Source organism: Salipiger abyssi (genome assembly GCF_017311415.1).
GTDB lineage: Bacteria > Pseudomonadota > Alphaproteobacteria > Rhodobacterales > Rhodobacteraceae > Salipiger > Salipiger abyssi_A.
Genome location: NZ_JAEKIS010000007.1, coordinates 253,653 through 276,621, shown reverse-complemented (window position 1 = coordinate 276,621; position 22,969 = coordinate 253,653). Strand labels below are relative to the sequence as shown.

24 protein-coding genes are annotated in these 22,969 nt (G+C 66.1%); all 24 read right to left on the bottom strand.

Annotated elements, in window-relative coordinates:
* Positions 1–118 precede the first annotated feature (118 nt).
* Positions 119–730 (bottom strand): response regulator transcription factor, encoded by a 612-nt coding sequence (locus I6N89_RS25760; RefSeq protein ID WP_207018758.1) that lies wholly within the window; start codon positions 728–730, stop codon positions 119–121.
* Entirely contained in the window at positions 727–2,514 is a 1,788-nt protein-coding gene (locus I6N89_RS12415) for a sensor histidine kinase (protein WP_207018757.1), read from the bottom strand. The genes I6N89_RS25760 and I6N89_RS12415 overlap by 4 nt, the downstream gene beginning before the upstream one ends.
* 179 nt (positions 2,515–2,693) lie before the next feature.
* Positions 2,694–4,361 (bottom strand): ribonuclease J, encoded by a 1,668-nt coding sequence (locus tag I6N89_RS12410; protein ID WP_207018756.1) that lies wholly within the window; start codon positions 4,359–4,361, stop codon positions 2,694–2,696.
* Positions 4,358–5,137, bottom strand: a complete 780-nt coding sequence (locus I6N89_RS12405; RefSeq protein WP_207018755.1) for a type III pantothenate kinase — start codon at positions 5,135–5,137, stop codon at positions 4,358–4,360. Before I6N89_RS12405 ends, I6N89_RS12410 begins: the two co-directional genes overlap by 4 nt.
* Before the next feature lie 13 nt (positions 5,138–5,150).
* Entirely contained in the window at positions 5,151–5,897 is a 747-nt protein-coding gene (locus I6N89_RS12400; RefSeq protein WP_207018754.1) for a biotin--[acetyl-CoA-carboxylase] ligase, read from the bottom strand.
* 131 nt (positions 5,898–6,028) lie between these two features.
* Positions 6,029–7,471 (bottom strand): NADH-quinone oxidoreductase subunit NuoN, encoded by a 1,443-nt coding sequence (nuoN, locus tag I6N89_RS12395; protein WP_207018753.1) that lies wholly within the window; start codon positions 7,469–7,471, stop codon positions 6,029–6,031.
* A gap of 11 nt (positions 7,472–7,482) precedes the next feature.
* Complete coding sequence (locus tag I6N89_RS12390) at positions 7,483–9,033, bottom strand: NADH-quinone oxidoreductase subunit M (protein ID WP_207018752.1); 1,551 nt, start codon at positions 9,031–9,033, stop codon at positions 7,483–7,485.
* A complete protein-coding gene (gene nuoL / locus I6N89_RS12385; RefSeq protein ID WP_207018751.1) occupies positions 9,033–11,204 on the bottom strand; it encodes an NADH-quinone oxidoreductase subunit L in 2,172 nt (723 codons plus the stop codon). The genes I6N89_RS12390 and nuoL overlap by 1 nt, the downstream gene beginning before the upstream one ends.
* Before the next feature lie 6 nt (positions 11,205–11,210).
* A complete protein-coding gene (gene nuoK / locus I6N89_RS12380) occupies positions 11,211–11,516 on the bottom strand; it encodes an NADH-quinone oxidoreductase subunit NuoK (RefSeq protein WP_008884673.1) in 306 nt (101 codons plus the stop codon).
* A gap of 248 nt (positions 11,517–11,764) precedes the next feature.
* Positions 11,765–12,367: an NADH-quinone oxidoreductase subunit J gene (locus I6N89_RS12375; protein WP_076705067.1), complete on the bottom strand. Its 603-nt coding sequence runs from the start codon at positions 12,365–12,367 to the stop codon at positions 11,765–11,767.
* Positions 12,364–12,771, bottom strand: a complete 408-nt coding sequence (locus I6N89_RS12370) for a carboxymuconolactone decarboxylase family protein (RefSeq protein ID WP_076705069.1) — start codon at positions 12,769–12,771, stop codon at positions 12,364–12,366. The genes I6N89_RS12375 and I6N89_RS12370 overlap by 4 nt, the downstream gene beginning before the upstream one ends.
* Positions 12,772–12,922: 151 nt before the next feature.
* Positions 12,923–13,417, bottom strand: coding sequence for an NADH-quinone oxidoreductase subunit NuoI (gene nuoI / locus I6N89_RS12365; RefSeq protein ID WP_076705071.1), 495 nt, complete (start codon positions 13,415–13,417; stop codon positions 12,923–12,925).
* A 3-nt stretch (positions 13,418–13,420) separates the two neighbouring features.
* Positions 13,421–14,458 carry an NADH-quinone oxidoreductase subunit NuoH gene (gene nuoH, locus I6N89_RS12360; protein ID WP_207018750.1) on the bottom strand — a complete coding sequence of 346 codons (1,038 nt, stop codon included), beginning with the start codon at positions 14,456–14,458 and terminating at the stop codon, positions 13,421–13,423.
* A 10-nt stretch (positions 14,459–14,468) separates the two neighbouring features.
* Positions 14,469–14,861 (bottom strand): hypothetical protein, encoded by a 393-nt coding sequence (locus I6N89_RS12355; protein WP_207018749.1) that lies wholly within the window; start codon positions 14,859–14,861, stop codon positions 14,469–14,471.
* A 2-nt stretch (positions 14,862–14,863) separates the two neighbouring features.
* Entirely contained in the window at positions 14,864–16,885 is a 2,022-nt protein-coding gene (gene nuoG / locus I6N89_RS12350; RefSeq protein WP_207018748.1) for an NADH-quinone oxidoreductase subunit NuoG, read from the bottom strand.
* A 96-nt stretch (positions 16,886–16,981) separates the two neighbouring features.
* A complete protein-coding gene (locus I6N89_RS12345) occupies positions 16,982–17,398 on the bottom strand; it encodes a DUF5333 domain-containing protein (RefSeq protein ID WP_207018747.1) in 417 nt (138 codons plus the stop codon).
* Positions 17,399–17,526: 128 nt separating this feature from the next.
* Complete coding sequence (locus I6N89_RS12340; RefSeq protein WP_207018746.1) at positions 17,527–17,892, bottom strand: hypothetical protein; 366 nt, start codon at positions 17,890–17,892, stop codon at positions 17,527–17,529.
* Positions 17,893–17,900: 8 nt separating this feature from the next.
* On the bottom strand, positions 17,901–18,341 hold the full coding sequence (locus I6N89_RS12335) for a DUF5333 family protein (protein ID WP_207018745.1): 441 nt from the start codon (positions 18,339–18,341) through the stop codon (positions 17,901–17,903).
* Positions 18,338–18,832 (bottom strand): DUF3291 domain-containing protein, encoded by a 495-nt coding sequence (locus tag I6N89_RS12330; protein ID WP_236016576.1) that lies wholly within the window; start codon positions 18,830–18,832, stop codon positions 18,338–18,340. The genes I6N89_RS12335 and I6N89_RS12330 overlap by 4 nt, the downstream gene beginning before the upstream one ends.
* Entirely contained in the window at positions 18,829–19,326 is a 498-nt protein-coding gene (locus I6N89_RS12325) for a DUF3291 domain-containing protein (RefSeq protein ID WP_207018744.1), read from the bottom strand. The genes I6N89_RS12330 and I6N89_RS12325 overlap by 4 nt, the downstream gene beginning before the upstream one ends.
* Positions 19,327–19,330: 4 nt before the next feature.
* On the bottom strand, positions 19,331–20,626 hold the full coding sequence (nuoF, locus tag I6N89_RS12320; RefSeq protein ID WP_076705087.1) for an NADH-quinone oxidoreductase subunit NuoF: 1,296 nt from the start codon (positions 20,624–20,626) through the stop codon (positions 19,331–19,333).
* Positions 20,627–20,630: 4 nt separating this feature from the next.
* Complete coding sequence (locus I6N89_RS12315) at positions 20,631–20,849, bottom strand: DUF5337 domain-containing protein (RefSeq protein WP_076705089.1); 219 nt, start codon at positions 20,847–20,849, stop codon at positions 20,631–20,633.
* A gap of 150 nt (positions 20,850–20,999) precedes the next feature.
* Positions 21,000–21,743, bottom strand: a complete 744-nt coding sequence (locus tag I6N89_RS12310; protein WP_207018743.1) for an endonuclease — start codon at positions 21,741–21,743, stop codon at positions 21,000–21,002.
* 37 nt (positions 21,744–21,780) lie between these two features.
* A complete protein-coding gene (locus tag I6N89_RS12305) occupies positions 21,781–22,935 on the bottom strand; it encodes an NADH-quinone oxidoreductase subunit E (protein WP_207018742.1) in 1,155 nt (384 codons plus the stop codon).
* Positions 22,936–22,969 lie beyond the last annotated feature (34 nt).

Below are 22,969 nucleotides of genomic sequence, written 5' to 3'. Positions count from 1 at the left end.
ACAGCGCCGGCTGCGCCTCCTGCCGCGGTCCCATCATTGCCGATCCTCCCACCCAGTGAGGGAATTGAATCAGCCAGAGGCACCGCGATCAAGCACGAGTTTTTCAACGGAATACGCCCTACTCCCCCCACCCCGCCGCGACCAGCAGCCGGACCAGCTCCGCCGCGCTGCCCGCGCCGAGCTTGTCCATGGCATTGTGACGGTGGATCTCCACCGTCTTCAGGCTGATCCCCAGCTCAAAGGCGATCTGCTTGTTCTGCAATCCCGCCATCACCGCGCGGGCGACCTCGGCCTCGCGGGCGGTCAGGCTGGCGACCTTGGCCAGCACCCCCGCCCGCGCCCGCGCCGCAGCCTGGCGCTCGCGCGCCAGACGCAGCGCCTCGTTGAGGCGCTCGACCAGCGCCATGCCGTTGACCGGTTTCTCGAAGAAATCCATCGCCCCCGCGCGCATCGCCCGCACCGCCATGGGCACATCCCCGTGCCCGGTGATCATGATGACCGGCATCGGGCAGCCCCGGCGCTGCAACTCGTCCAGCAGCTCCAGCCCGGTCATGCCCGGCATGCGCACATCCGCGAGGATCACCCCCGGCACACTGTCATCGAGCCGACCCAGCAGATCCGCCGCCGAGCCGTGATCGGCGACGCTCAGCCCCAGCGAGGAGAGCAGGAAACCCAGCCCCTCGCGCGCCGCGCGGTCGTCGTCGACGATATGGATCACCGCGTCGCTCATGCCTCGTCCCTTTCCGGCAGCCAGACCAGCACGCGCAAACCGTCGCCCTGCTCCGGCGTCTCGGCGCGCATCCAGCCGCCATGCGCCTCGACGATGGAGCGGCTGAGCGCCAGCCCCAGACCGATGCCCTCCGGCTTGGTGGTGTAGAAGGCTTCGGCGAAGCGGTCCAGCGCCTCCGGCCCCAGCCCGCAGCCCCGGTCGCGCACCGAAAGGCAGATCCCCGGCCCCCGCGCGGGGTCTCTGTGGCATGCGCAGCGCAGGGTGATCCGGCGCTCGGCCGGCACCGTGTCATCCATGGCATCCACCGCGTTCTGCACGAGGTTCAGCAGCACCTGCTGGAGCTGCACCCGGTCGGCCATGACCTCCGGCAGATCCTTCTCCACCTGCATCTCCGCAGCCACGCCCGCGCGGCGCAGCACGCCCTCATAGAGCGCCTCGGTCTCGCGCAGGAGCGTTGCGAGGGAGACCGGCGCGCGCGTACCCTCGCGCTTGCGCACGAAGGCGCGGATGCGCTTGATCACCAGCGCCGCGCGGTCCGCCTGCCCGGCGATCTCGCCCGCAGCGCGGCCGAGCTCTTCCGGTGCGCCATTGCCGGTTTGCAGCCGCATCCGCAGACCCTGCGCGTAGTTGGAGATCGCCGAGAGCGGCTGGTTCAGCTCATGCGCGATGGAGGACGCCATTTCGCCGAGGATCGACAGGCGGGCCACATGTTCCAGCTCGCGCCGGTGCCGCCGGTCAGCCTCTTCGGCGCGGCGGCGCTCGGCCATCTCGCGTTTCAGCCCAGCATTGGCGGCGTCGAGCGCCCTGGTACGGCGGCGCACCAGCGTTTCGATGCGCACGGAATAGAGCGCCCAGAAGGCCAGCGCGATGGCGAGCGCGATCAGCCAGTCGCGGTAATCGGCGATGAAATCCGAAAGGCTCACCGGGCCGGTACGTGCATAGGGGCCGAGGCGCAGCCGGCGCAGCAGATCGTGCACCGGCTGGTAATCGAGCGGCACGGTCCAGAGGGTACCCTCCTGCATACTGAGCAGCGCCACGGCAACCTGTTTGGCGAGCGCAGGAGAGGTCGCTGGCGTCTTGGCGAAGGGCCAGCCGGGATAGACAGCGCTGGAGACTGCACAGTCAGTCTCGGCGGCGGGCCTGGTAGCCACCGCGTGCAGCGGGCCGTAGCGCGCGGGATCAGCGCTGCGCAGGGTTTCCAGCAGGCAGCCGCGCAGCACGGCAGCGTCGGCCTCGCCGGCCAGCACCGCATCGGCGGCGCGCTGCATGGGAAAGCCGGTGACCACCAGCTCCACCCGTCCCGGCAGGCCGGTATCTGCCGACACCATCTCGTCCCAGATCACCTGGAAGCCGCCGAAGGCCTCGGGCGAGACCACCGCAAGCCGTTTGCCGGCCAGCGCGCCGAGACCCTCCAGCGAGGCCTTGGCCACCAGGGTCGAAGCAACCGGATCCCCGTCATCTGCGGTGGCAATGCGGCTAATGTGAAAACGATATTCCAGCGCGGCGTAGTGGCCGGGATTGGTGATGACGAAATCCAGCGCGCCCGCCTCCAGCGCGCGCTCCAGCGCCGGGATGTCGAGGGCCACCAGCTCGAAGCGATGATCGGGCAGCGCCGCGTTGAGCGCGTCGCCGGTGGCGGCCCAGCGGGTCAGCGCCGCATCCTCGCCCATGAAGTCGAGCACCCCGATCTTCAGCGCACGCGCCTCCTCGGCGGTGGAGGGTGCGGCGATGAAGAGGAACAGCGTCAGGCCGGCGCAAAGGAAGGAACGGAGGAAAAGCGGCACCGGAGCTCCGTGGGAGGTGGCATCGAGCGGAGTTGCCGGCAAAGATTAGGAGCTTGGGACGGGCGGGTCCAGAGAGTGCCGACGACGTGCGCCGAGACGCCGCTCCCGAAGTCTGGGGGCGGTGGGCAGTATTGCCCACCCTACGATCCTGCGGGGCATCGCCCCGCGCGCCCGCCGCCTCAGCTCAGGCGGCTGACCACAACGGTGACCTCGGGCTTCTTGCCGATCTCGTTCTGCGCGGTGTTGCGCACGATGCGGCGCATGCCTTCCTCGATCTTGTCGTCATCGGTGAGCGTCTTGTCGCCGGCGCGACCGAGGAACTGCGCCAGATCCTCCTCCAGCACCTCGACCAGCGGCGCGTGGCTGCGCCCGGTCTCCGGCAGGCCCTTGAGCTCGCACCACGGCTCGCCCAGCGGCTCGTCATCCTCGTCGAGGATCACCGTCACCACCACATGGCCGTTGAGCGCCATGCGGATACGGTCGCGCACGATGCCGTCCATGGCGCCGATCTGCACCGAGCCGTCGAGATAGGTGCGTCCGGCGTCGATCCACTGCGCCACGGTGGGCTCGTTGCCGGACAGGTCGATCATCATGCCATTGACCGCCAGCACGCCCGCGCGCCCCTTTGATTTGGCCAGCTTCACATGCTCGCGCAGATGCCGGTGCTCGCCATGCATGGGCACCACGATCTGCGGTTGCACGATCTCGTGCAGACGCGCCAGATCCGGCCCGTTGGCATGGCCCGAAACGTGGTATTTTCCCGAGCTGTCATCGACCACATCGACGCCGCGCTCGGAGAAATTGTTGATGATGCGGATCACGTCCTTTTCGTTGCCCGGAATGGTCTTGGAGGAGAACAGGAACAGATCGCCCTCCTTCAGCTCCATGCCGTTATACTTGCCGCGCGAGAGCTGCGCGCTGGCCGCCCGGCGCTCGCCCTGGCTGCCGGTGACGATCAGCATGAGATTCTCGCGCGGGATCGCGGCGGCATCCTCGACGCTGACCACGCTGGGGAAGCCGGTCAGCACGCCGGTCTCGATCGCCGCCTCGATCATCCGCCGCATCGCCCGGCCCAAAAGGCAGATCGAGCGCCCGGCCTTGGAGCCGGCATCGGCCAGCGTCTTCACCCGCGCCACGTTGGAGGCAAAGGTCGTCGCCACCACCAGCTGCGGCGCGCCGGCAACCAGTTTCTCGATCTCCGGTCCGACCTCGACCTCCGAGCGCCCCGGGTTGGGCGAGAACACATTGGTGGAATCGCAGATCAGCGCCCGCACGCCGGGCGCCGAAACCTCGGCCCAGAGATCCGGGTCAAAGGCCTCGCCCACCAGCGGCTGCGCGTCGAGCTTGAAATCGCCGGTATGGATCAGCCGCCCCTGCGGCGTGTCGATCACCAGCCCGGAGCTTTCGGGGATCGAATGCGAGATCGGCAGGAAGCCGACGGTGAAGGGGCCGGCCTTGATCGTCTCGGGCCATTTCGACGCGGTGCGCACGGTGTCCTCGGAGAGCCCGTATTCCGCCAGCTTGCCGCGCGCGATATTGGCGGTGAAGGCGCGGGCATAGATCGGCGCCCCCAGCCGTTCAAAGCAATGGCCCACCGCGCCCACATGGTCCTCATGCGCATGGGTGATGAACACCGCCTCGATGCGCGCGCGGTTCTCCACCAGCCAGGCGATATCGGCAAAGATGATGTCGACCCCCGGCGTGGTATCCATGTCCGGGAAGGCGACGCCCAGATCGACCACGATCAGCCGTTCCTCGCCCGGCTTGCCATAGCCGTAGACATAGCAGTTCATGCCGATCTCGCCGGCGCCGCCCAGGGGCAGATAGATGATCCGCTCGTTACTCATGATGTTTCCTGTCTTTTATTATAGTCATGTATGACTGTCAGACCGTGCATGGTCAGTTCATCGACCCATTCGTCGAACAGGTCCTCGGATTGCTGGAAGAGCGGCGCCAGCCCGCCTGTCGATATGACCTTCATCGGGCGGTCTCGCTCGCCCTTGATGCGGTCGCAAATTTCTCTCACGAGGCCGACATAGCCCCAGAACACGCCCGATTGCATACAGGCGACGGTGTTGGTGCCGACCACGCGCTGCGGCTTGGTGATGTCCACATGCGGCAGCGCAGCGGCGGCCTGGTGCAGCGCCTCCAGGCTGAGGTTCACCCCCGGCGCGATCACGCCGCCCACATAGGCGCCGTCGCTCGCCACCACGTCGAAGGTGGTGGCGGTGCCGAAATCGACCACGATCAGGTCGCCGCCATAGAGGTCGTAGCCGGCCACGGTATTGACCAGCCGGTCCGGCCCCACGGCGGTGCCCGCATCGACCCGCACCGCCACCGGCAGCCGGCAGTCGGGCTTGCCCACCACATAGGGCCGCGTGTTGAAATAACGATCCGCCAGAACCCGCAGGTTGAACACCACGCGCGGCACCGTCGAGGAAATGATCATCTCGGTGATATCGGCCTCGATCTTGTGGATATTCATCAGCGTCGAAAGCCAGACGTAATACTGGTCTGCCGTGCGCTGATGCTCCGTCGAGGTGCGCCAGGTGGCGAGGAACTTCGTGCCGTCCCAGATCGAAAAGACGGTGTTGGTATTGCCGCAATCAATGGCCAGAAGCATGGCCGCCCCCTCCTCAGAAGAACACATCCGCCGCGGCGATGGCCTGCCGGCCCGCCCGCGTCGCCAGGATCAGGTTGCCCGCCTCGTCCACGGTCTCGAAGCGGCCCACGATCTCGGTTGTGCCGGTGCGCGCGGTGATCTCCTCGCCCAGCCGCGCCGCCCGGGCCAGCCAGGCCTCGCGCAGCGGCGCAAACCCGTAGGTGACAAAGCGCGCCTCGTGCTCCGCATAGGCACTGGCGAGCAGGTCGAGAAACGCCTCCGGCGCCACGGAGATCCCGGTCTCCGAGAGCAGCGAGACCGGCCTGACCGCCCCAGGCTCGACCTCGCCCGCGCCGGGTGCCACCGCCAGGTTCACGCCGAAGCCGATGGCCAGATGCGCCACGCCGCGACGCGGGCCGAGGCTCTCCAGCAGGATCCCCGCCACCTTGCCGCCGTTCAGCAGCACGTCATTGGGCCATTTCAGCGACAGCCCCTCGATGCGGCCCGTGGCCAGCGCGAAGGCATCGTAAAGCGCCAGAGACGAGACGAAGCTGCGCAGCGCCACCACCTGCGGCGCCTCGCGCGGCATCAGCAGCAGCGTCGCCGAGAAGTTCCCTTCCGGATTGGCCCAGGCCCGCCCGCGCCGTCCGCGCCCGGCGGTCTGGCGCAGCGCGCAGATCCATTCCGGCCCGGGCAGCGATCCGGCCAGCCGCGCAGCCTCGGCATTGGTGCTGTCCACCTCCGCCAGCACCCGCCGCCCGTATCCCGCAGGCCAGCTCATCTCAGGCGACGCCCCATGGTTTCCATTGGCTGAAAATATCCCCGCCGGAGGCACGGGCGCCTCTGGCGCCCCTACAAAAAAGGCGACGCGCCAGAGGCGCGTCACCACAGGACATCGCCCGAAACCGGGCGTCAGTTGACAAGCGTCGCCGCCGCAGCCGCCGCGGCGCCCTCGACCCCGAAGAGGTTCACCACGCCCACCACCATGATCGCGGCCGAGGCCATCAGAAGGCCCCAGAGCAGCGGCGAGCCGCCGGCATCCAGCGCGTCCTCGCGGTCTTCGCCGAAATACATGTAGTAGACGATGCGCAGGTAGTAGAACGCGCCGATCACCGACGCGATCACACCGGCCACCGCCAGCCAGACGAGCCCGGCGCCATAGGCCGCCTGAAGCACGTAGAGCTTGCCGAAGAAACCGACCAGCGGCGGCACGCCGGCGAGCGAGAACAGCAGCACTAGCATCGCCAGCGCCCGGCCCGGCTCTTTCTTCGAATACATGCCGAGCGCGCGGATATCGGTCACCGGCTCGCCCTCATGGGTCATCGACAGGATGAAGGCGAAGGTGCCCACGTTCATCGTCACGTAGATCGCCATATAGACCAGCATCGCCTGCACGCCGAACTCGGTGCCCGAGGCCAGCCCCATCAGCGCATAGCCCATATGGGTGATCGAGGAATAGGCCATCAGGCGCTTGATGTCGCGCTGGCCGATCGCCGCGACCGAGCCCAGGAACATCGAGAGCAGCGACAAGAGCGCCACGACTTGGCTCCAGTCGGCAACGGCGCCGCCGAAGGCGTCAAACAGCAGCCGGGCGAAAAGCCCCATGGCCGCCACTTTCGGCGCGGTGGCGAAGAAGGCGGTGACCGGGGTCGGCGAGCCTTCGTAGACGTCGGGCGTCCACATGTGGAACGGCACGGCAGAGACCTTGAAGGCCAGACCCGCCATCATCATCACGAGGCCGATCAGCACGCCGAGCGACAGATGCCCCTCGGTCGCCGCGGCGATGATGCCCGAGAACAGCGTGGTGCCGGCGAAACCGTAGGTCAGCGAGGCGCCGTAGAGCAGCAGGCCCGAGCTGAGCGCGCCCAGCACGAAATATTTCAGGCCGGCTTCGGTGGAGCGCTCGCTGTCGCGGCGCAGCGAGGCGACCACGTAGAGCGCCAGCGATTGCAGCTCCAGCCCCATATAGAGCGACATCAGATCGCCCGCCGAGACCATCATCATCATGCCGACGACCGACAACACCACCAGCACCGGGTATTCGAAGCGCAGGATCTTGTGGCGCGACATGTAGCCCTCGCCCATCAGCAGCACCGCCGCCGCCGAGACCAGGATCACCACCTTGGCGAAGCGCGAGAACGCATCGTCGATGAACATGCCCGAGAAGGCGGCGCGGTCGCCGCTGCCGGTGGTCCCGATCCAGATCGCCACGAGCAGGAAGAGCGCGGCGCTGGCCCAGACCAGAGCCGTGGCCATCTTGTCCTTGCCGGTATAGACCGCGCCGACCAGCGCCAGCATGGCCCAGACCGCCAGCACGATCTCCGGAAGGATGATGTTCAGATCAGCCGAGATCATATCCCGCCCCCTTAGTGGTTGGCTTCGGCCACAACCGGTCCGCCGAGATCGGCGGCCGCGATGGCCGTATCGTAATTGTCCACAAGCGCCTCGACCGAGGGCCCGATGATATCAAGCGCGGCGGAGGGATAGACCCCCAGCCAGAGCGTCATCACCACCAGCGGCGCAAAGATCCATTTCTCGCGGGCGGTCATGTCCTGGATGGTCTTGAGGCTCTCCTTGATGAGATCGCCAAAGACCACCCGGCGGTAGAGCCAGAGCGCATAGGCCGCCGAGAAGATCACGCCGGAGGCCGCGACCGCCGCCACCCAGGTGTTGACCTGGAAGATCCCCATCAGCGTCAGGAATTCGCCGATGAAGCCGGAGGTGCCGGGCAGGCCGACATTGGCCATGGTGAAGAGCATGAAGATCAGCGCATAGGCCGGCATGCGGTTCACCAGGCCGCCATAGGCGTCGATCTCGCGGGTGTGCATGCGGTCGTAGATCACGCCCACGCAGAGGAAGAGCGCGCCCGAGACAAAGCCGTGGCTGATCATCTGGAAGATCGCGCCGTCGACGCCCTGCTGGTTGGCGGCAAAGATGCCCATGGTCACATAGCCCATGTGGGCAACCGACGAATAGGCGATGAGCTTCTTCATGTCCTCCTGCACCAGCGCCACCAGCGAGGTGTAGACGATGGCGATGGCCGACATCCAGAAGACCAGCGGCGCCATGACCTCGGAGCCCACCGGGAACATCGGCAGCGAGAAGCGCAGGAAGCCGTAGCCGCCCATCTTCAGCAGGATCGCCGCCAGCACGACAGAGCCCGCGGTGGGCGCCTGAACGTGCGCGTCGGGCAGCCAGGTATGCACCGGCCACATCGGCATCTTGACCGCGAAGCTGGCGAAGAACGCCAGCCACAGCATGGTCTGCATGCCGCCGACGATATGGATGCCCAGCACCTCGAAATCGGCGAAGGCGAATTCATGCGCCAGCAGCGTCGGGATGTCGGTGGTGCCGGCATCGGCATACATCGCCACCATGGCCACCAGCATCAGCACCGAGCCGAGGAAGGTGTAGAGGAAGAACTTGAAGCTCGCATAGATGCGGTTCTTGCCGCCCCAGATGCCGATGATCAGGAACATCGGGATCAGGCCCGCCTCGAAGAACAGGTAGAACAGCACCAGATCCAGCGCCATGAACACGCCGAGCATCAGCGTTTCCAGCAGCAGGAAGGCGATCATGTATTCCTTGACGCGGGTCTTTACGTCCCAGCTTGCGAGGATGGTCAGCGGCATCATGAAGGTGGTGAGCATCACGAAGAGCACCGAGATGCCGTCGACGCCCATCTTGTAGTTCATCCCCATGATCCAGCTTCCCTCTTCGACCATCTGGAAACCGGTCTCCGAGGTGTCGAACTGGAACAGGATGAAGAGCGAGATCACGAAGGTCGCCGAGGTGGCGATCATCGCCAGCCACTTGGCGTTCCGGTCCGCCGCGGCGTCTCCGCCGCGCAGGAACAGCGCGAGGATCAGCGCCGCGAGCGCGGGCAGGAAGGTGACGATGGACAGCAGGTTATCCATTAGTGGGCCCCTCCGAGGATCGACATCCAGGTCACCAGGATCGCGATCCCGATCACCATGGCGAAGGCGTAAGTGAAGATGTAGCCGGACTGCGCGCGTCCCGCGAGTTTGGTGAAGAAGGGGATGATCCCCATGGCGACACCGTTGATGGTGCCGTCGATGACATTGCCGTCGCCGCGCCTCCAGAAGAAGCGGCCCACCGCCTTGGCGGGGCGCACGAAGAGGAAGTCATAGGCCTCGTCGAAATACCACTTGTTCAGCAGGAACAGGTAGAGCGGACGCTGCTGCTCGGCGAGCTTGCGCGGCAGCACCGGGTTCACGATGTAGAACCAGTAGGCGACCACGAAGCCCAGCACCATGGCGATGAAGGGCGAGAGTTTCACCCAGACCGGAGCGTGGTGCGCCTCGTCCATGACCTCGTTGTCGGGGGCCATGTAGATCGCCCCGTAGTCGAGCCCGGTCGCGGCATGGGCCTCGGCGTCCTCGGCGGCGGGCTCTGCGCCCTCCTCCGTGTCGGCGGCGGCGGTCTCTTCCGTGGCGGCCTCCTCGGTGGCCGGCTCATCGGCCGCTTGCGCAGCCTCTTCGCCATGGCCGGCGGCGGCGGTCTCGGTGCCGTGGCCCGCTTCGCTGGCCTCGGCGTGATGCGCGGGCATGCCGAAGAAGCTCAGCACCTTGTCGTGATCGCCGAAGAAGGCCTTGTAGAACACCATGCCGGAGAACACCGCGCCGATGGCCAGAACGCCCAGCGGGATCAGCATGACCTTCGGGCTTTCATGCGCGTGCTCATGGGTGTGCTTGTCGCCCCGTGCCTTGCCGTAGAAGGTCAGGAACATCAGCCGCCAGGAGTAGAAGGAGGTGAAAAGCGCCGCGATGACCAGCATCCAGAAGGCATAGCCGCCCTCGGTGCCCGCCCAGGAGCTTTCGATGATCGCATCCTTGGAGACGAAGCCGGCAAAGCCGACCCAGCCCGAGAGCGGAATGCCCACCCCGGTGATCGCCAGCGTGCCGATCATCATCGCCCAGAAGGTGAAGGGCACCTTTTTGCGCAGCGCGCCGTAGTTCCGCATGTCCTGCTCGTGATGCATCGCGTGGATGACCGAGCCGGCGCCGAGGAACAGCATCGCCTTGAAGAAAGCGTGGGTCAGCAGGTGGAACATCGCCGCCGAATAGACGCCGACACCGGCGGCCACGAACATGTAGCCGAGCTGCGACATGGTGGAATAGGCGATCACGCGCTTGATGTCGGTCTGCACCAGACCGATGGTCGCGGCGACAAAGGCCGTGGTGGCACCGAGGAAGGTGATGAAGGCGGTGGCCTGCGGCGCGTATTCCATCAGCGGCGACATGCGGCAGACGAGGAACACGCCCGCCGTCACCATGGTGGCGGCGTGGATCAGTGCCGAAACGGGCGTCGGGCCTTCCATCGCGTCCGGCAGCCAGGTGTGCAGGAAGAGCTGCGCCGATTTCCCCATCGCGCCCACGAAGAGCAGGAAGGCGATCAGGTTGGCGGCGTTCCAGTCGGTCCAGAGGAAGGTGATCTGGGTTTCCGCGATGCGCGGGATCTCGTTGAAGATCTGGTCGAACTGGATGCTGTCGGTGAGGAAGAACAGCGCGAAGATCCCCAGCGCGAAGCCGAAATCGCCGACCCGGTTGACCACGAAGGCCTTGATCGCGGCGGCGTTGGCCGAGGGTTTCTTGTAGTAGAAGCCGATCAGCAGGTAGGAGGCGAGACCCACGCCCTCCCAGCCGAAGAACATCTGCACCAGGTTGTCGGAGGTCACCAGCGCCAGCATGGCGAAGGTGAAGAGCGACAGATAGGCGAAGAAACGCGCCCTGTAGGGCGTGTGCTCGAACTGCGGGTCATGCGCCATGTAGCCGAAGCTGTAGAGGTGCACGAGCGCCGAGACCGTGGTCACCACGATCAGCATGATCGCGGTCAGCCGGTCGACGCGGATCGCCCATTCGGTGGAAAGCGTGCCACTCTCGATGAAACGGAAGAGCGAGACGGTATGCGCGTCGCCCAGCGTCAGGAACACGATCCAGGACAGGATACAGGCGAGGAACAGCAGCCCGGTGGTGACCCACTGGGCCCCTTTCTCGCCGATGAACTTCCAGCCGAAGCCCCCGACGATGGCGCCCACGAGCGGGGCGAAGAGAATGATCGTCTCCATGTCGGATCAGCCTTTCATCACGTTGACGTCTTCCACGGCGATGGAGCCGCGGTTGCGGAAGAAGCAGACGAGGATCGCGAGGCCGATGGCGGCCTCGGCGGCGGCCACGGTCAGGACGAAGAGCGTGAAGACCTGGCCCGCGAGATCCCCCAGATAGGAGGAGAAGGCCACGAAATTGATGTTCACCGAGAGCAGGATGAGCTCGATGCTCATCAGCAGGATGATCACGTTCTTCCGGTTCAGGAAGATCCCGAAAATGCCGGTGACGAACAGCACCGCCGCCACTGTCAGGTAATGTTCAAGTCCGATCATCTGAGATCTCCGTTCCGACGCCGCGATTGACGTATTCCCAGGACGACGGGAACGAAGATCCCCGCGAAAAAGATGGCTATCCAACTGGCTACGCTCATCGCTGTCCCTATCCCTGCCCCTTTGGGGGCAATTGTCTTCTTCCGGGGCCGGTAAGAGCCCCTGTCTCTTTCGGTGCCCGCCATCGCTGGCGGGAGGCCCCAGGTCGTGCCCGGAGTAGGCCCCGGATCGGGTCCGGGGCGGGCGGAGGCCTAGAGCCCCTGCCCCGGTTTCACGTCCTTCAGCTCCATCGACTTGGCCGGGTCGCGCCACATCTGCGCCAGCACGTTCTGGCGCTTGACGTCGGTGCGGTGGCGCAGGGTAAGCACGATGGCGCCGATCATGGCGACCAGCAGGATGAGCCCGGCAAGCTGGAACAGCAGGAAGTAACGGTCATAGAGCAGCACGCCGAGCGCGGCGGTGTTCTGCACATCCGCCGGCGCCGGTGCCGAGAGCTGCGTCGCCGCCATCTCGGAGGTTTCCCAGGCGCCGAAGGCCATGCCCAGCTCCATCAGGAAGACCAGCCCGATCAGCAGCGCCAGCGGCATGTATTTCGCCATCCCCGCGCGCAGCTCGGCGAAATCCACGTCGAGCATCATCACCACGAAGAGGAAGAGCACCGCCACCGCGCCGACATAGACGATGATCAGCAGCATCGCCACGAACTCGGCGCCGAGGAGCACGAAGAGCCCGGCGGAGCTCAGGAAGGCCAGGATCAGCCAGAGCACCGAATGCACCGGATTGCGGCTGATCACCGTGAAAAGCCCCCCGACGATGACGCAAAGGGCAAAGAGGTAGAAGGCGAACACGGTCATGCTTCGTCATCCTTGTTGTCTTCCATGACCTCGCGCGCAAGTTCCATGGCGCGGGTCATGGCGGGTATTCCAGCGAACATCGACATCTGTGCGATGGTCTCGGCGATCTCGTCCTTGGTGGCACCGGCTTCGAGCAGGTGGCGCACCGTCATGCGCACCGGCGTATCGGCCTGAGCGCCCTGCATCGTCAACCCCGCAAGCGTCAAGAGCAGCCGGGTCTTGGCGTCGAGCCCCTCTTTCGAGAGACCGCGCCCGAACCAGAACTCCATGACGTCCTTGGGCATGGTCGGCCAGAGTTTCTCGAACCCCTTGGGGCTGAAGCTCTCCAGCGCCGGATTGAAGGCCCGCGCCATCTCATGCGCCTGGCCCATCATCAGCTCGAAAGGCGTCTTGGATTCGCTCATGCGGTCCCCTCCCCGTCTTCCGCTCCGATCCGCCCAGGCACGCGGCCCGCCGCGTTCCGCAGATGCCGCGCGCGCAGCCCGCCCGCCACCCCGGTCTGCCCGGGAAAGCGGCGGCCTGTCGCGCAGGCGTCGGTCTGCGGCGTGGCGTGGCTCATCGGTAAGGTGCGTCCAGCTCCAGGTTGCGGGCGATCTCGGCTTCCCAGCGCTCGCCGTTCTCGAGCAGTTTCTGCTTGTCGTAGAACAGCTCTTCGCGGGTCTCGGTGGAGAACTCGAAATTCGGCCCCTCGACGATGGCATCCACCGGGCAGGCTTCCTGGCAGAAGCCGCAATAGATGCATTTCGTCATGTCGATGTCGTAGCGCGTGGTGCGGCGCGAGCCGTCGTCACGCGGTTCCGCGTCGATGGTGATGGCCTGCGCCGGGCAGATCGCCTCGCAGAGCTTGCAGGCGATGCAGCGCTCTTCCCCGTTGGGGTAGCGGCGCAGCGCGTGCTCGCCGCGGAAACGCGGGCTCAGCGGGCCTTTCTCGTGCGGATAGTTCAGCGTCGGCTTGGGCGCGAAGAAATACTTCATCCCCAGCGCGAAGCCTTTGATGAAATCCGCCAGCAGAAAGTATTTCGCGGCGCGACCGTAGTCGATTTGGGTCATGGCTTAAACTCCTGTGGTCCAGCGGGTGAACACACCCCAGAACCAGCCGAATTTTGCTGCGAAGGAGACGAAGACCACCCAGACGAGGCTGAAGGGCAGGAAGACTTTCCAGCCCAGCCGCATCAGCTGGTCATAGCGGTAGCGGGGGGTGATCGCCTTCACCATCGCGAAGATGAAGAAGAAGAACACCATCTTGAGGACCATCCACAGGATGCCGTCGGGCAGGCCCGGGATCGGCGACAGCCAGCCGCCGAAGAACAGCAGCGAGACCAGCGCGCACATCAGCACCACGGCGGTCAGTTCGCCGATCATGAAGAGCAGGAAGGGCGTCGCGGAATATTCCACCTGATAGCCGGCCACCAGCTCGGATTCCGCTTCGGGAAGGTCGAAGGGCGGGCGGTTGGTCTCGGCCAGCGCCGAGATGAAGAACAGGAAGACCATCGGGAAATGCGGCAGCCAGTACCAGGACAGGAGCCCCGCCCCGTCCTGCGCATGCACGATGTCGGTCAGGTTCATCGAACCGGTGGAGATGATCACGCCGATGATGATCAGACCGATGGACACCTCGTAAGAAATCATCTGCGCGGCGGAGCGCAGCGAGCCGAGGAACGGGTATTTCGAGTTCGACGCCCAGCCGCCCATGATCACGCCGTAAACCTCGAGTGAGGAGATGGCGAAGATGTAGAGGATCGCGACGTTGATATCGGCGACCACCCAGCCGTCATTGAAGGGAATCACCGCCCAGGCGATGAAGGCCATCACCAGCGAGATCATCGGCGCCAGCAGGAACACGACCTTGTCGGCGCCCGCCGGAAACACCACCTCCTTGACGATGTATTTCAGAAAGTCCGCAAAGCTTTGCAGCACGCCGAAGACACCCACGACGTTGGGGCCGCGCCGCATCTGCACGGCGGCCCAGACCTTGCGGTCCATATACATCAGAAAGGCCAGCGCCACGAGAAGCGGGACGAGAACCAGCAGGATCTGCCCGACTATGACGAGAGCGATTCCAAGGCCGGTGTTGGTAAAGAAGTCTGCCATCAAGTGTCCCTCACACCATCGGTATTCCGTTCTCGGCACAGGCCAGAGCGACGACTTCCGCGTCGATGGTCTTGAGCCCTCGGGGCAGCGCCGCCGAGATCGTGTAAACAGCATCTCCGCGCCAGAGGCCACCCTCTTGCGCGACATTCGTGCGCAGATGCCGCGCAAATCCGTAGCCGCGGATCAGCGCATACTGCGCCGCAGCACAACGCGCGTAATCTTCCACGTCGCCCGCATCCCGGGCGCCGCGCATCTCGACGAAGAAGTTCACCAGATCCCCGTCGAGCAGCCGCGTCTCGACCCCCGCATATTCCGGCACAAAGGGCGCCTCGTCCTGCGGGGCTTCCTCGCAGGAACAAAGCGCAGCCAGCGCCAGAATCGGTATGCCGAGCCGCGCCCACATGCTTACTCCGCAGCCATCGGCCGCTCTTTGCGCGCCTTGGCATTGGCCGACAGCTCCGCCATCAGCACCGAGGCGCGCGCGATCGGGTTGCTCAGGTAGAAGTCGCGCACCGCGTAGCGGAAGCTCGCGTCGCCCAGCTTGCCCGGGGCGACCGCCGACCAGGTGTTGCCCGGCACGGTGTCGATCTCGACCAGATGCGGCACGGCGGCCACAAGCGCCTGACGCAGTTGCGGCAGACTGTCCCAGGGCAGCGTCGCGCCCAGCTCGGCAGAGACCGCGCGCAGGATCGCCCAGTTCTCCTTGGCCTCGCCCGGCGCAAAGCTCGCACGAAGCGCAAGCTGCGGACGGCCCTCGGTGTTCACGAAGAGGCCGTTTTCTTCCGTATAGGCGGCGCCCGGCAGGATCACGTCGGCACGGTGTGCGCCGCGGTCGCCATGGCTGCCCTGATAAATCACGAAGGGGCCATCGGCGATCTCGACCTCGTCGGCGCCGAGATTCCAGATCACATCCGCGCCGTCCATGGCGGCATCCATGCCGCCCTCGGTCACAGCCCCCACATCCATCGCGCCGACACGGCCGGCGGCGGTGTGCAGCACCATGAATTTCGACTGCGTATCCTCGGCCAGCTTCATCGCGGCGGCGAGCACGGCGGCACCGTCGGCCTCCTGCAAGGCGCCCTGCCCGACGATCACCACCGACGGCGCATCGCGCACATCGCCATAGTCCTTGTCGAGCAGGCCCTGGAGCGCGGCGCGGTCGGTGCCGACATGGGCGTAATCATAGGTGAGGTCCACCGCCTCGCCCACCAGACCGATCTGCGCACCGGCGAGATAGGCCTTGCGGATGCGCGCGTTCAGCACCGGCGCCTCATCGCTCGGATTGGTGCCGATGAGCTGGATGAACTTGGCGCCGTCGATATCCTCGATGGAGGCATTGCCGACATAGCCCGAGCGGTTGCCGGCGGGCAGCCGCGCGCCATCGGTGCGGCATTCCACATTGCCGCCCAGCCCCTCGATCATCGTCTTGAGCGAGAACGCCGCCTCGACCGGGGCGAGATCGCCCACGAGGCCCGCGGGTTTCTTGGCGCCCTTCAGCGCCTCGGCGGCCTTGGTCAGCGCCTCGGGCCAGGTGGCCGGGCGCAGCTTGCCGTTCTCGCGCACATAGGGCTTGTCGAGCCGCTGGCGGCGCAGCCCGTCCCAGACAAAGCGCGTCTTGTCGGAGATCCACTCCTCGTTCACGCCGTCATGGTTGCGCGGCAGAAAGCGCATCACTTCGCGGCCCTTGGTATCGACCCGGATATTGGAGCCGAGCGCATCCATCACGTCGATGCTCTCGGTCTTGGTCAGCTCCCACGGGCGGGCGGTGAAGGCATAGGGCTTGGAGACCAGCGCGCCGACCGGGCAGAGGTCGATGATATTGCCCTGCATGTTCGAGTCGAGCGTCTGGTTCAGATAGGAGGTGATCTCCGCATCCTCGCCGCGCCCGGTCTGGCCCATCTGGGTGATGCCCGCCACCTCGGTGGTGAAGCGCACGCAGCGGGTGCAGGAGATGCAGCGGGTCATGTGGGTTTCGACCAGCGGCCCGAGATCGAGATCGTCCACCGCGCGCTTGGCCTCGCGGAAGCGCGAGAAATCCACCCCATAGGCCATGGCCTGATCCTGGAGGTCGCATTCGCCGCCCTGGTCGCAGATCGGGCAGTCGAGCGGGTGGTTGATGAGCAGGAACTCCATCACCCCCTCGCGGGCCTTCTTGACCATCGGCGAGTTGGTCTTGACCACCGGCGGCTGGCCTTCCGGGCCAGGGCGCAGGTCGCGCACCTGCATGGCGCAGGAGGCGGCGGGTTTCGGCGGGCCGCCGACGACTTCGACAAGGCACATCCGGCAGTTGCCCGCGATGCTGAGCCGCTCGTGATAGCAGAAACGCGGCACTTCGATCCCGGCCTGTTCGCAGGCCTGAATCAGGGTCATCGCCCCGTCGACCTCTAGCTCGTTCCCGTCGATGATGATCTTGCGCAGGTCACTCATTGGCATCTTCCCAGACAGAATTTCTCTCGGCACGGCACAGGGGCCGTCCCGGGCAAGGCATGTCGGCGCGGGCCGCGATATCCGCCCCGCCCGTCATCACCACGCCCTCAGGAGCGCACCGACCGATGAGCCCCTCTCGATTTCCTCGCGCCCGACGCGGCAATAGCCCGCCTCGACGCCCAGTGTCACGCCGCGGGCCTTCAGCCAGGCCTCGCCCTCGGCACGGTATTTCTTCTTCTCGGATTTCGAGGTCACGTAGTCCTCGATTTCCTCGTCGCTGTAACCCAGCGCGGCGGCGTGCGATTTCAGCCTGCCGAGATAGCTGTAGGCGGTGATCATCCGCGCGCCGATGCTGCCGCATTGCTTGCGGATCTCGTCGGCGATGCCCACGGCGAGCAGCCCGTCATGGATCTCGCGCACGTCGCCGAGCGGCGGTTTGGCCGTGGCGTCAGCCGGCATCGCGGAAAGCCCCATGAGGGCAGCGAGGAAAAGCGGTGTCATCGTCTTGCGCATGTCAAAGCTCCGGATAGCGATTGCGGGGCGCGCGCTGGCACGGCCCCCTTCGCTTACCGAGATGGGGGCGCCACCGCCGGCCCTGCAAGGACCGGCGCGCCCGATGCGCGATATGACACCTGCGCGTCTCACTCGGTGCAGCTCCCCCGGAAAGTCACCTTGTCGCCCTCGATCGCCAGCTGCTCCGGCGGTGTGTCGGGGCCCACCTGCCAGTCGATATCCGAGGTGCCGAGGTAGTTGATGCAGTATTTCACGCCCTGATAGCGCGCCGCCGCGATGGCGCCGTCGAGCGAGGCGCTCGCCGGACCGGCAGTGGCGACAAAGCTGTTGCGGTCGCCCCGCACCGCCTTGGCGCTTCCCGGAAACACCACACCGCCATATTCGAAACGGTTGGCCTTGGAATATTTCCCGCAGGCCGCCAGCGACAGCATCAGCGTCGCGCAGCCCAGCAGCAGCACCCTGTTGATCTTGCTCCGGTTCGTCACGTTGGTCATCGCTTCCGTCACAGTTTCTGGAGCACCCGGCCCACTTCGGAGCCCTGTGCAATCTCGGCCTCACCCACCGCGCAGAGGCTTTCGGGCACATCCGGCAGCGCGCCGCGCGCCGCAAGATAGGCCCCGGCGCTCGCCGCGGAGGTGTTGAAATCATGGTTGGCATAGACCGCGTCCAGCGCGGCGCGGTCGGCGCCCTCGGCCACCAGCTCCTCGGTGGCGCGGGTCACCGCCCCGCTCCAGGGCGACGGCGCCAGCGAGATGCCCTCGGCATAGCACTGATCGGCGATGCGCTCGGCCACACTGATGGTCACCACCCGGTGTTCCCATCGCTCGGCCAGCGAGGCACTGCGCGCCGGCGCGTTTGCAGACGGCAGCGCCGCGCCGGACGGGCCCTGACAGGCCGCCAGCAGCGCCAGAAGCGCGGGGATCGAGAGCAGGCGCAGACTCATGCCGCCACCTCGCGGCAGCCCTTGTCGCGCCAGGCGGTGGCCTGCGGCAGCTCGGCCCAGCCAAAGGCATGCTCGGAGGGGCCGTTCTCGCGCAGATGTTCGAGCCGCGCCAGCGCCTCGTCGAGCGAGGGTTCATGCCCGGCGGGCACCCACCACATGACGAAATGCTGCTTGCCGAGGATCTCGAACCAGTCCTCCCGGCGGTCGTAGAACTGCCGGTGCACGGTCTTCCAGACGAAGGTTTCGAGGCTTTCCACGTCTTCCCAGACGGTGAGGTTTGCGACGAATTGCGGATCGTCGCCGATATTGTTCTCGGTATTGCCGGTGCCCGGCTCGCCCGAGCCCTCCATCATCCAGACAAAGCCCGGCATGCGCTTGCCCATGCCGTTGATCCGGTCGAGCGCATTCATGAAATCGGCCACGCGCGGATCGTCGGTCGGCGCCAGCAGGCGGCCCACGTTCAGCTCGGCCAGATTCATCGTGCCGCTCATGCCGCCTCTCCGCATTGCTTGGTCTTCCAAAGCTCCGCCTCTTTCAGATGCGCCCAGCCGAATGCGAATTCGCTGTCGCCATGCGCTTCAAGGTGACGGAAGCGCTCCATCGCCTCGGTTGTCGTCGGGCGGTGCCCCTCGGGCACCCACCACATCACCAGTCGCACCGCATCCACCGCGTCGTACCATTCGGCCTTGCGGTCGTAGAACTGCTTGTGAACCGTGTTCCAGACGAAATGCTCCAGATGCGCCGCGTCTTCCCAGACCGACAGCGTGGAGGCAAGGCGCGGATTGCCGCCAAGCACGCCCTCGGGCGCAAGCTGCTCGGATTCCATCTCGTCACCATCCATCATCCAGACGAAACCGGCGCTGCGCTGCGCTATGGCATTCACGCGACCGATCCCGTCGACAAAATCCTTCACCCGGGGGTCGTCCCAATCGTATTTGAGAACCCCGAGGTTGAATTCCGCCAGATGATGCCCGTCAGGCTGCATCGGTTCACTCCGCCGCCATCGCGCCCATGCGACCGGTCTTCTTGGCCTTGATGCGGTCCTCGATCTCCTCGCGGAAATGCCGGATCAGGCCCTGGATCGGCCAGGCCGCCGCGTCGCCGAGCGCGCAGATCGTGTGACCCTCGACCTGCTTGGTCACGTCGAGCAGCATGTCGATCTCCTCGACCTCCGCCTCGCCGGTGACCAGACGGTCCATGACGCGCATCATCCAGCCGGTGCCCTCGCGGCAGGGCGTGCACTGGCCGCAGCTCTCGTGCTTGAAGAATTTCGACAGGCGCCAGACGGCTTTCACCACATCGACCGAATTGTCCATGACGATCATGCAGCCGGTGCCGAAGCTCGACTTGTTCTCGCGCATCCAGTCGAAATCGAAGATCGCATCCTCGAGCGCGTCGCGCGGCAGCACCGGGCAGGAGGCACCGCCGGGGATGATCGCCTTGAGATTGTCCCAGCCGCCGCGAATGCCGCCGCCGTGCTTTTCGATGATCTCGCGCACCGAGAGCGACATCTCTTCCTCGAAGACGCAGGGCGTGTTGACGTGGCCGGTGAGCCCCATGAGCTTGGTGCCGGCATTGTTCTTGCGCCCGAAGCCCGAGAACCAGGTGGCGCCGCGGCGCAGGATCGTCGGCACCACCGCGATGGATTCGACATTGTTCACCGTGGTCGGGCAGCCGTAGAGACCCGCGCCCGCCGGGAAGGGCGGCTTCATCCGGGGCATGCCCTTCTTGCCTTCGAGGCTTTCCAGCAGCGAGGTTTCCTCGCCGCAGATATAGGCGCCGGCGCCGTGATGCAGGTAGAGGTCGAAATCCCAGCCAGACCCGCAGGCGTTCTTGCCGATCATGCCGGCATCGTAGGCCTCGTCGATGGCCGCCTGAAGCGCCTCTTTCTCGCGGATATATTCGCCGCGAATGTAGATATAGGAGGTATGCGCCCCCATGGCGAAGCTGGCGATCAGCGCGCCTTCGATCAGTGTGTGCGGATCGTGGCGCATGATCTCGCGGTCCTTGCAGGTCGCGGGTTCAGATTCGTCGGCGTTGATCACCAGATAGGCGGGGCGACCGTCGCTCTCCTTGGGCATGAAGGACCATTTCAGGCCCGTCGGGAAGCCGGCACCGCCGCGCCCGCGCAGGCCGGAGGCCTTCATCTCGTCGACGATCCAGTCGCGGCCCTTCGCGAGGATCCCGGCGGTTCCGTCCCAGTGGCCGCGCGCCTTTGCCCCTGCCAGCGTGCGATCATGCATGCCGTAGAGATTGGTGAAAATGCGGTCCTCGTCCTTCAGCATCGCATCAGTCCTTGTCCTTCTGGCGGGCACGCCAGAGCCCGTAGATCATCCAAATCGCCGTCCCGAACCCGGCCAGTGCGGCCAGGTCGAAGAAAGCCCGTGTGCGGTGACTCCAGCCGAGCCATTCGCCCGCTGCCGTCGCCGCGATCCAGGCCAGCCCGGTGCCGGCAATCACCAGCGCGATGATGCGCCCCTGCCGGGTGTGGCTGTCCTGGTCTGTCATTCCCTCGGCCTCCAAAGGCATCGGCCCGGCGCGAACCCGGGATGCAGGCGCTGCCTGCCAGATCCGCCGCCCGGGCCCCTGCCCGTCTGCCCTGTTTCGTCCTGCTCGCGGGCCTTGCGGCGGCCCGGAGCCCGTCTGTCCCTTCGGTCCTCAGTAGACCTCGCCCTTGTCGACGCGCTGCGAGAACTCGGTATCGCCACCCGCCGCAAGGATCTTTGCCTGACCGATCCAGTCGTCGCGCGACACCCGGCCCCGGAAGCCCTTGAGGTTGGAATCCATCCAGGCCACCTCGGCGGCGCTCCAGCCGGCGATCTGGTCGAAATGGAAGATCCCCAGCTCGTGCAGCAGCGACTCGAGCTTCGGCCCGACGCCCTTGATTTCCTTGAGGTTGTCCGGCCCGCCCTCGCGGGCGGCGGTCAGTGCCTCGGGCCGGGTTTCGCCGGCGTCTTCTTCAGCGGCGGGCGCCTCGGCCTCGCCCTCGTATGTCCAGCTGCCCTTGCGGCTTGCCAGCTCTTCCTCGCCGGCCAGCGGTTTGCTGGGCTGGACCGCGGCAGGCGCCTCCTCGGCCGCGGGCGCGGCCTTCTCGGCCGGTTCCGGTTCGGGCGCCGGTGCCGCAGGCGCAGAGGTGGTCACAGGAGCCGGCGCGACGGGGGCCGGCGCAGGCGCCGGTTTCAGCGGCGCGGGTACCGGGCGGGTGCCCGGTTTCGGCACGGGCGCGCAGAACAGCCAGACGAACAACAGCCCCAGCAGCACCGCCGCAAGCACCCCGAGCAGGATCGCCGCGACGATCCCCCGGTGTCCCGCCAGCGCGAAGATCAGCACCAGAAGCCCGATTACTGCGGCTGCGCCCCAGCATTTCTTCTGGCAGCCGCCGTCAATGGCCGTATCCATCATTCCCCGTCTCCCTCGTCACCAGTTCCTTATGAGCGTGTCAGTCGTCATCGTATACATCGCCCTTTTTAACACGGGATGCGAATTCCGTCTCACCGCCCTCGGCCAGAACCTTGGCCTGGGCCACCCAGTCGTCGCGCGTCACGCGGCCCTTGAAGCCGGTGAGGTTGGCGTCGACCCAGGCGACCTCGTCGGCGGACCAATTGGCGATCTGGTCGAAATGGTAGAAACCGAGGCTGTTGCAGAGCTCTTCGAGCTTCGGCCCGACGCCCTTGATCAGCTTGAGATTGTCCGCCCCGCCCCCGCGCGGGCCATCCAGCGCCTCGGGACGGGTGCCGACAGCCTCCTCGCCCTCGACCGGCGCCGCCGGCTTGCCAGCGCTGGTCACCGGCGCCTCGCGCTTGTCGATGCCGGTCTCGTCGGCGGGCGCGCCACCGGAAAGCTTGGGCGCGTGCGGCGTCGGCGCGGCATCGCCGCTTTCATTGGAACGGTCGCGCCAGGGGGTGCGCAGCGGCACCTCGGTGCCGTCGATGCGCTTCACCGTGTCGCCGATATCCGTCGCCAGCGTAACCGAGGCGTTATAGGGCGCGCGGCCCTCCGCATGGGCGGTCAGCACCACCGGCCCGCCCTTGGGCTCGGAGGCGTAGCGGCCGTTCTGCGGGCCCGGCACCGGCACCTTGCCGGCGGCAAGCTCGTCGAGGAGCTCGGCCAGACGTTCGGCGGTCAGATCCTCGTAGTAATCCTTGCCGATCTGCGCCATCGGCGCGTTGGCGCAGGAGCCGAGGCATTCCACCTCTTCCCAGGAGAACTTGCCGTCGTCGGAAACCATATGCGCCTTCGGCGCGATCTTTTCCTTGCAGACCGCCATCAGATCCTCGGCGCCGCAGATCATGCAGGTGGTGGTGCCGCAGATCTGCACATGTGCCACCGAGCCCACCGGCTGGAGCTGGAACATGAAGTAGAAGGTCGCGACCTCCAGCACCCGGATATAGGCCATACCCAGCATGTCGGCGACGGTCTCGATCGCCTTCTGGGTCAGCCAGCCCTCCTGTTCCTGGGCGCGCCACAGCAGCGGGATGACCGCGCTGGCCTGACGGCCTTCGGGATATTTGCTGATCTGCCCCTCGGCCCAGGCCAGGTTGGCTTGGGTGAAGGCAAAGCTCTCGGGCTGTTCGGGATGAAGGCGGCGAAGCATCAGTCGGATGGCCTCTCGTAGGTTGTCGGATCCG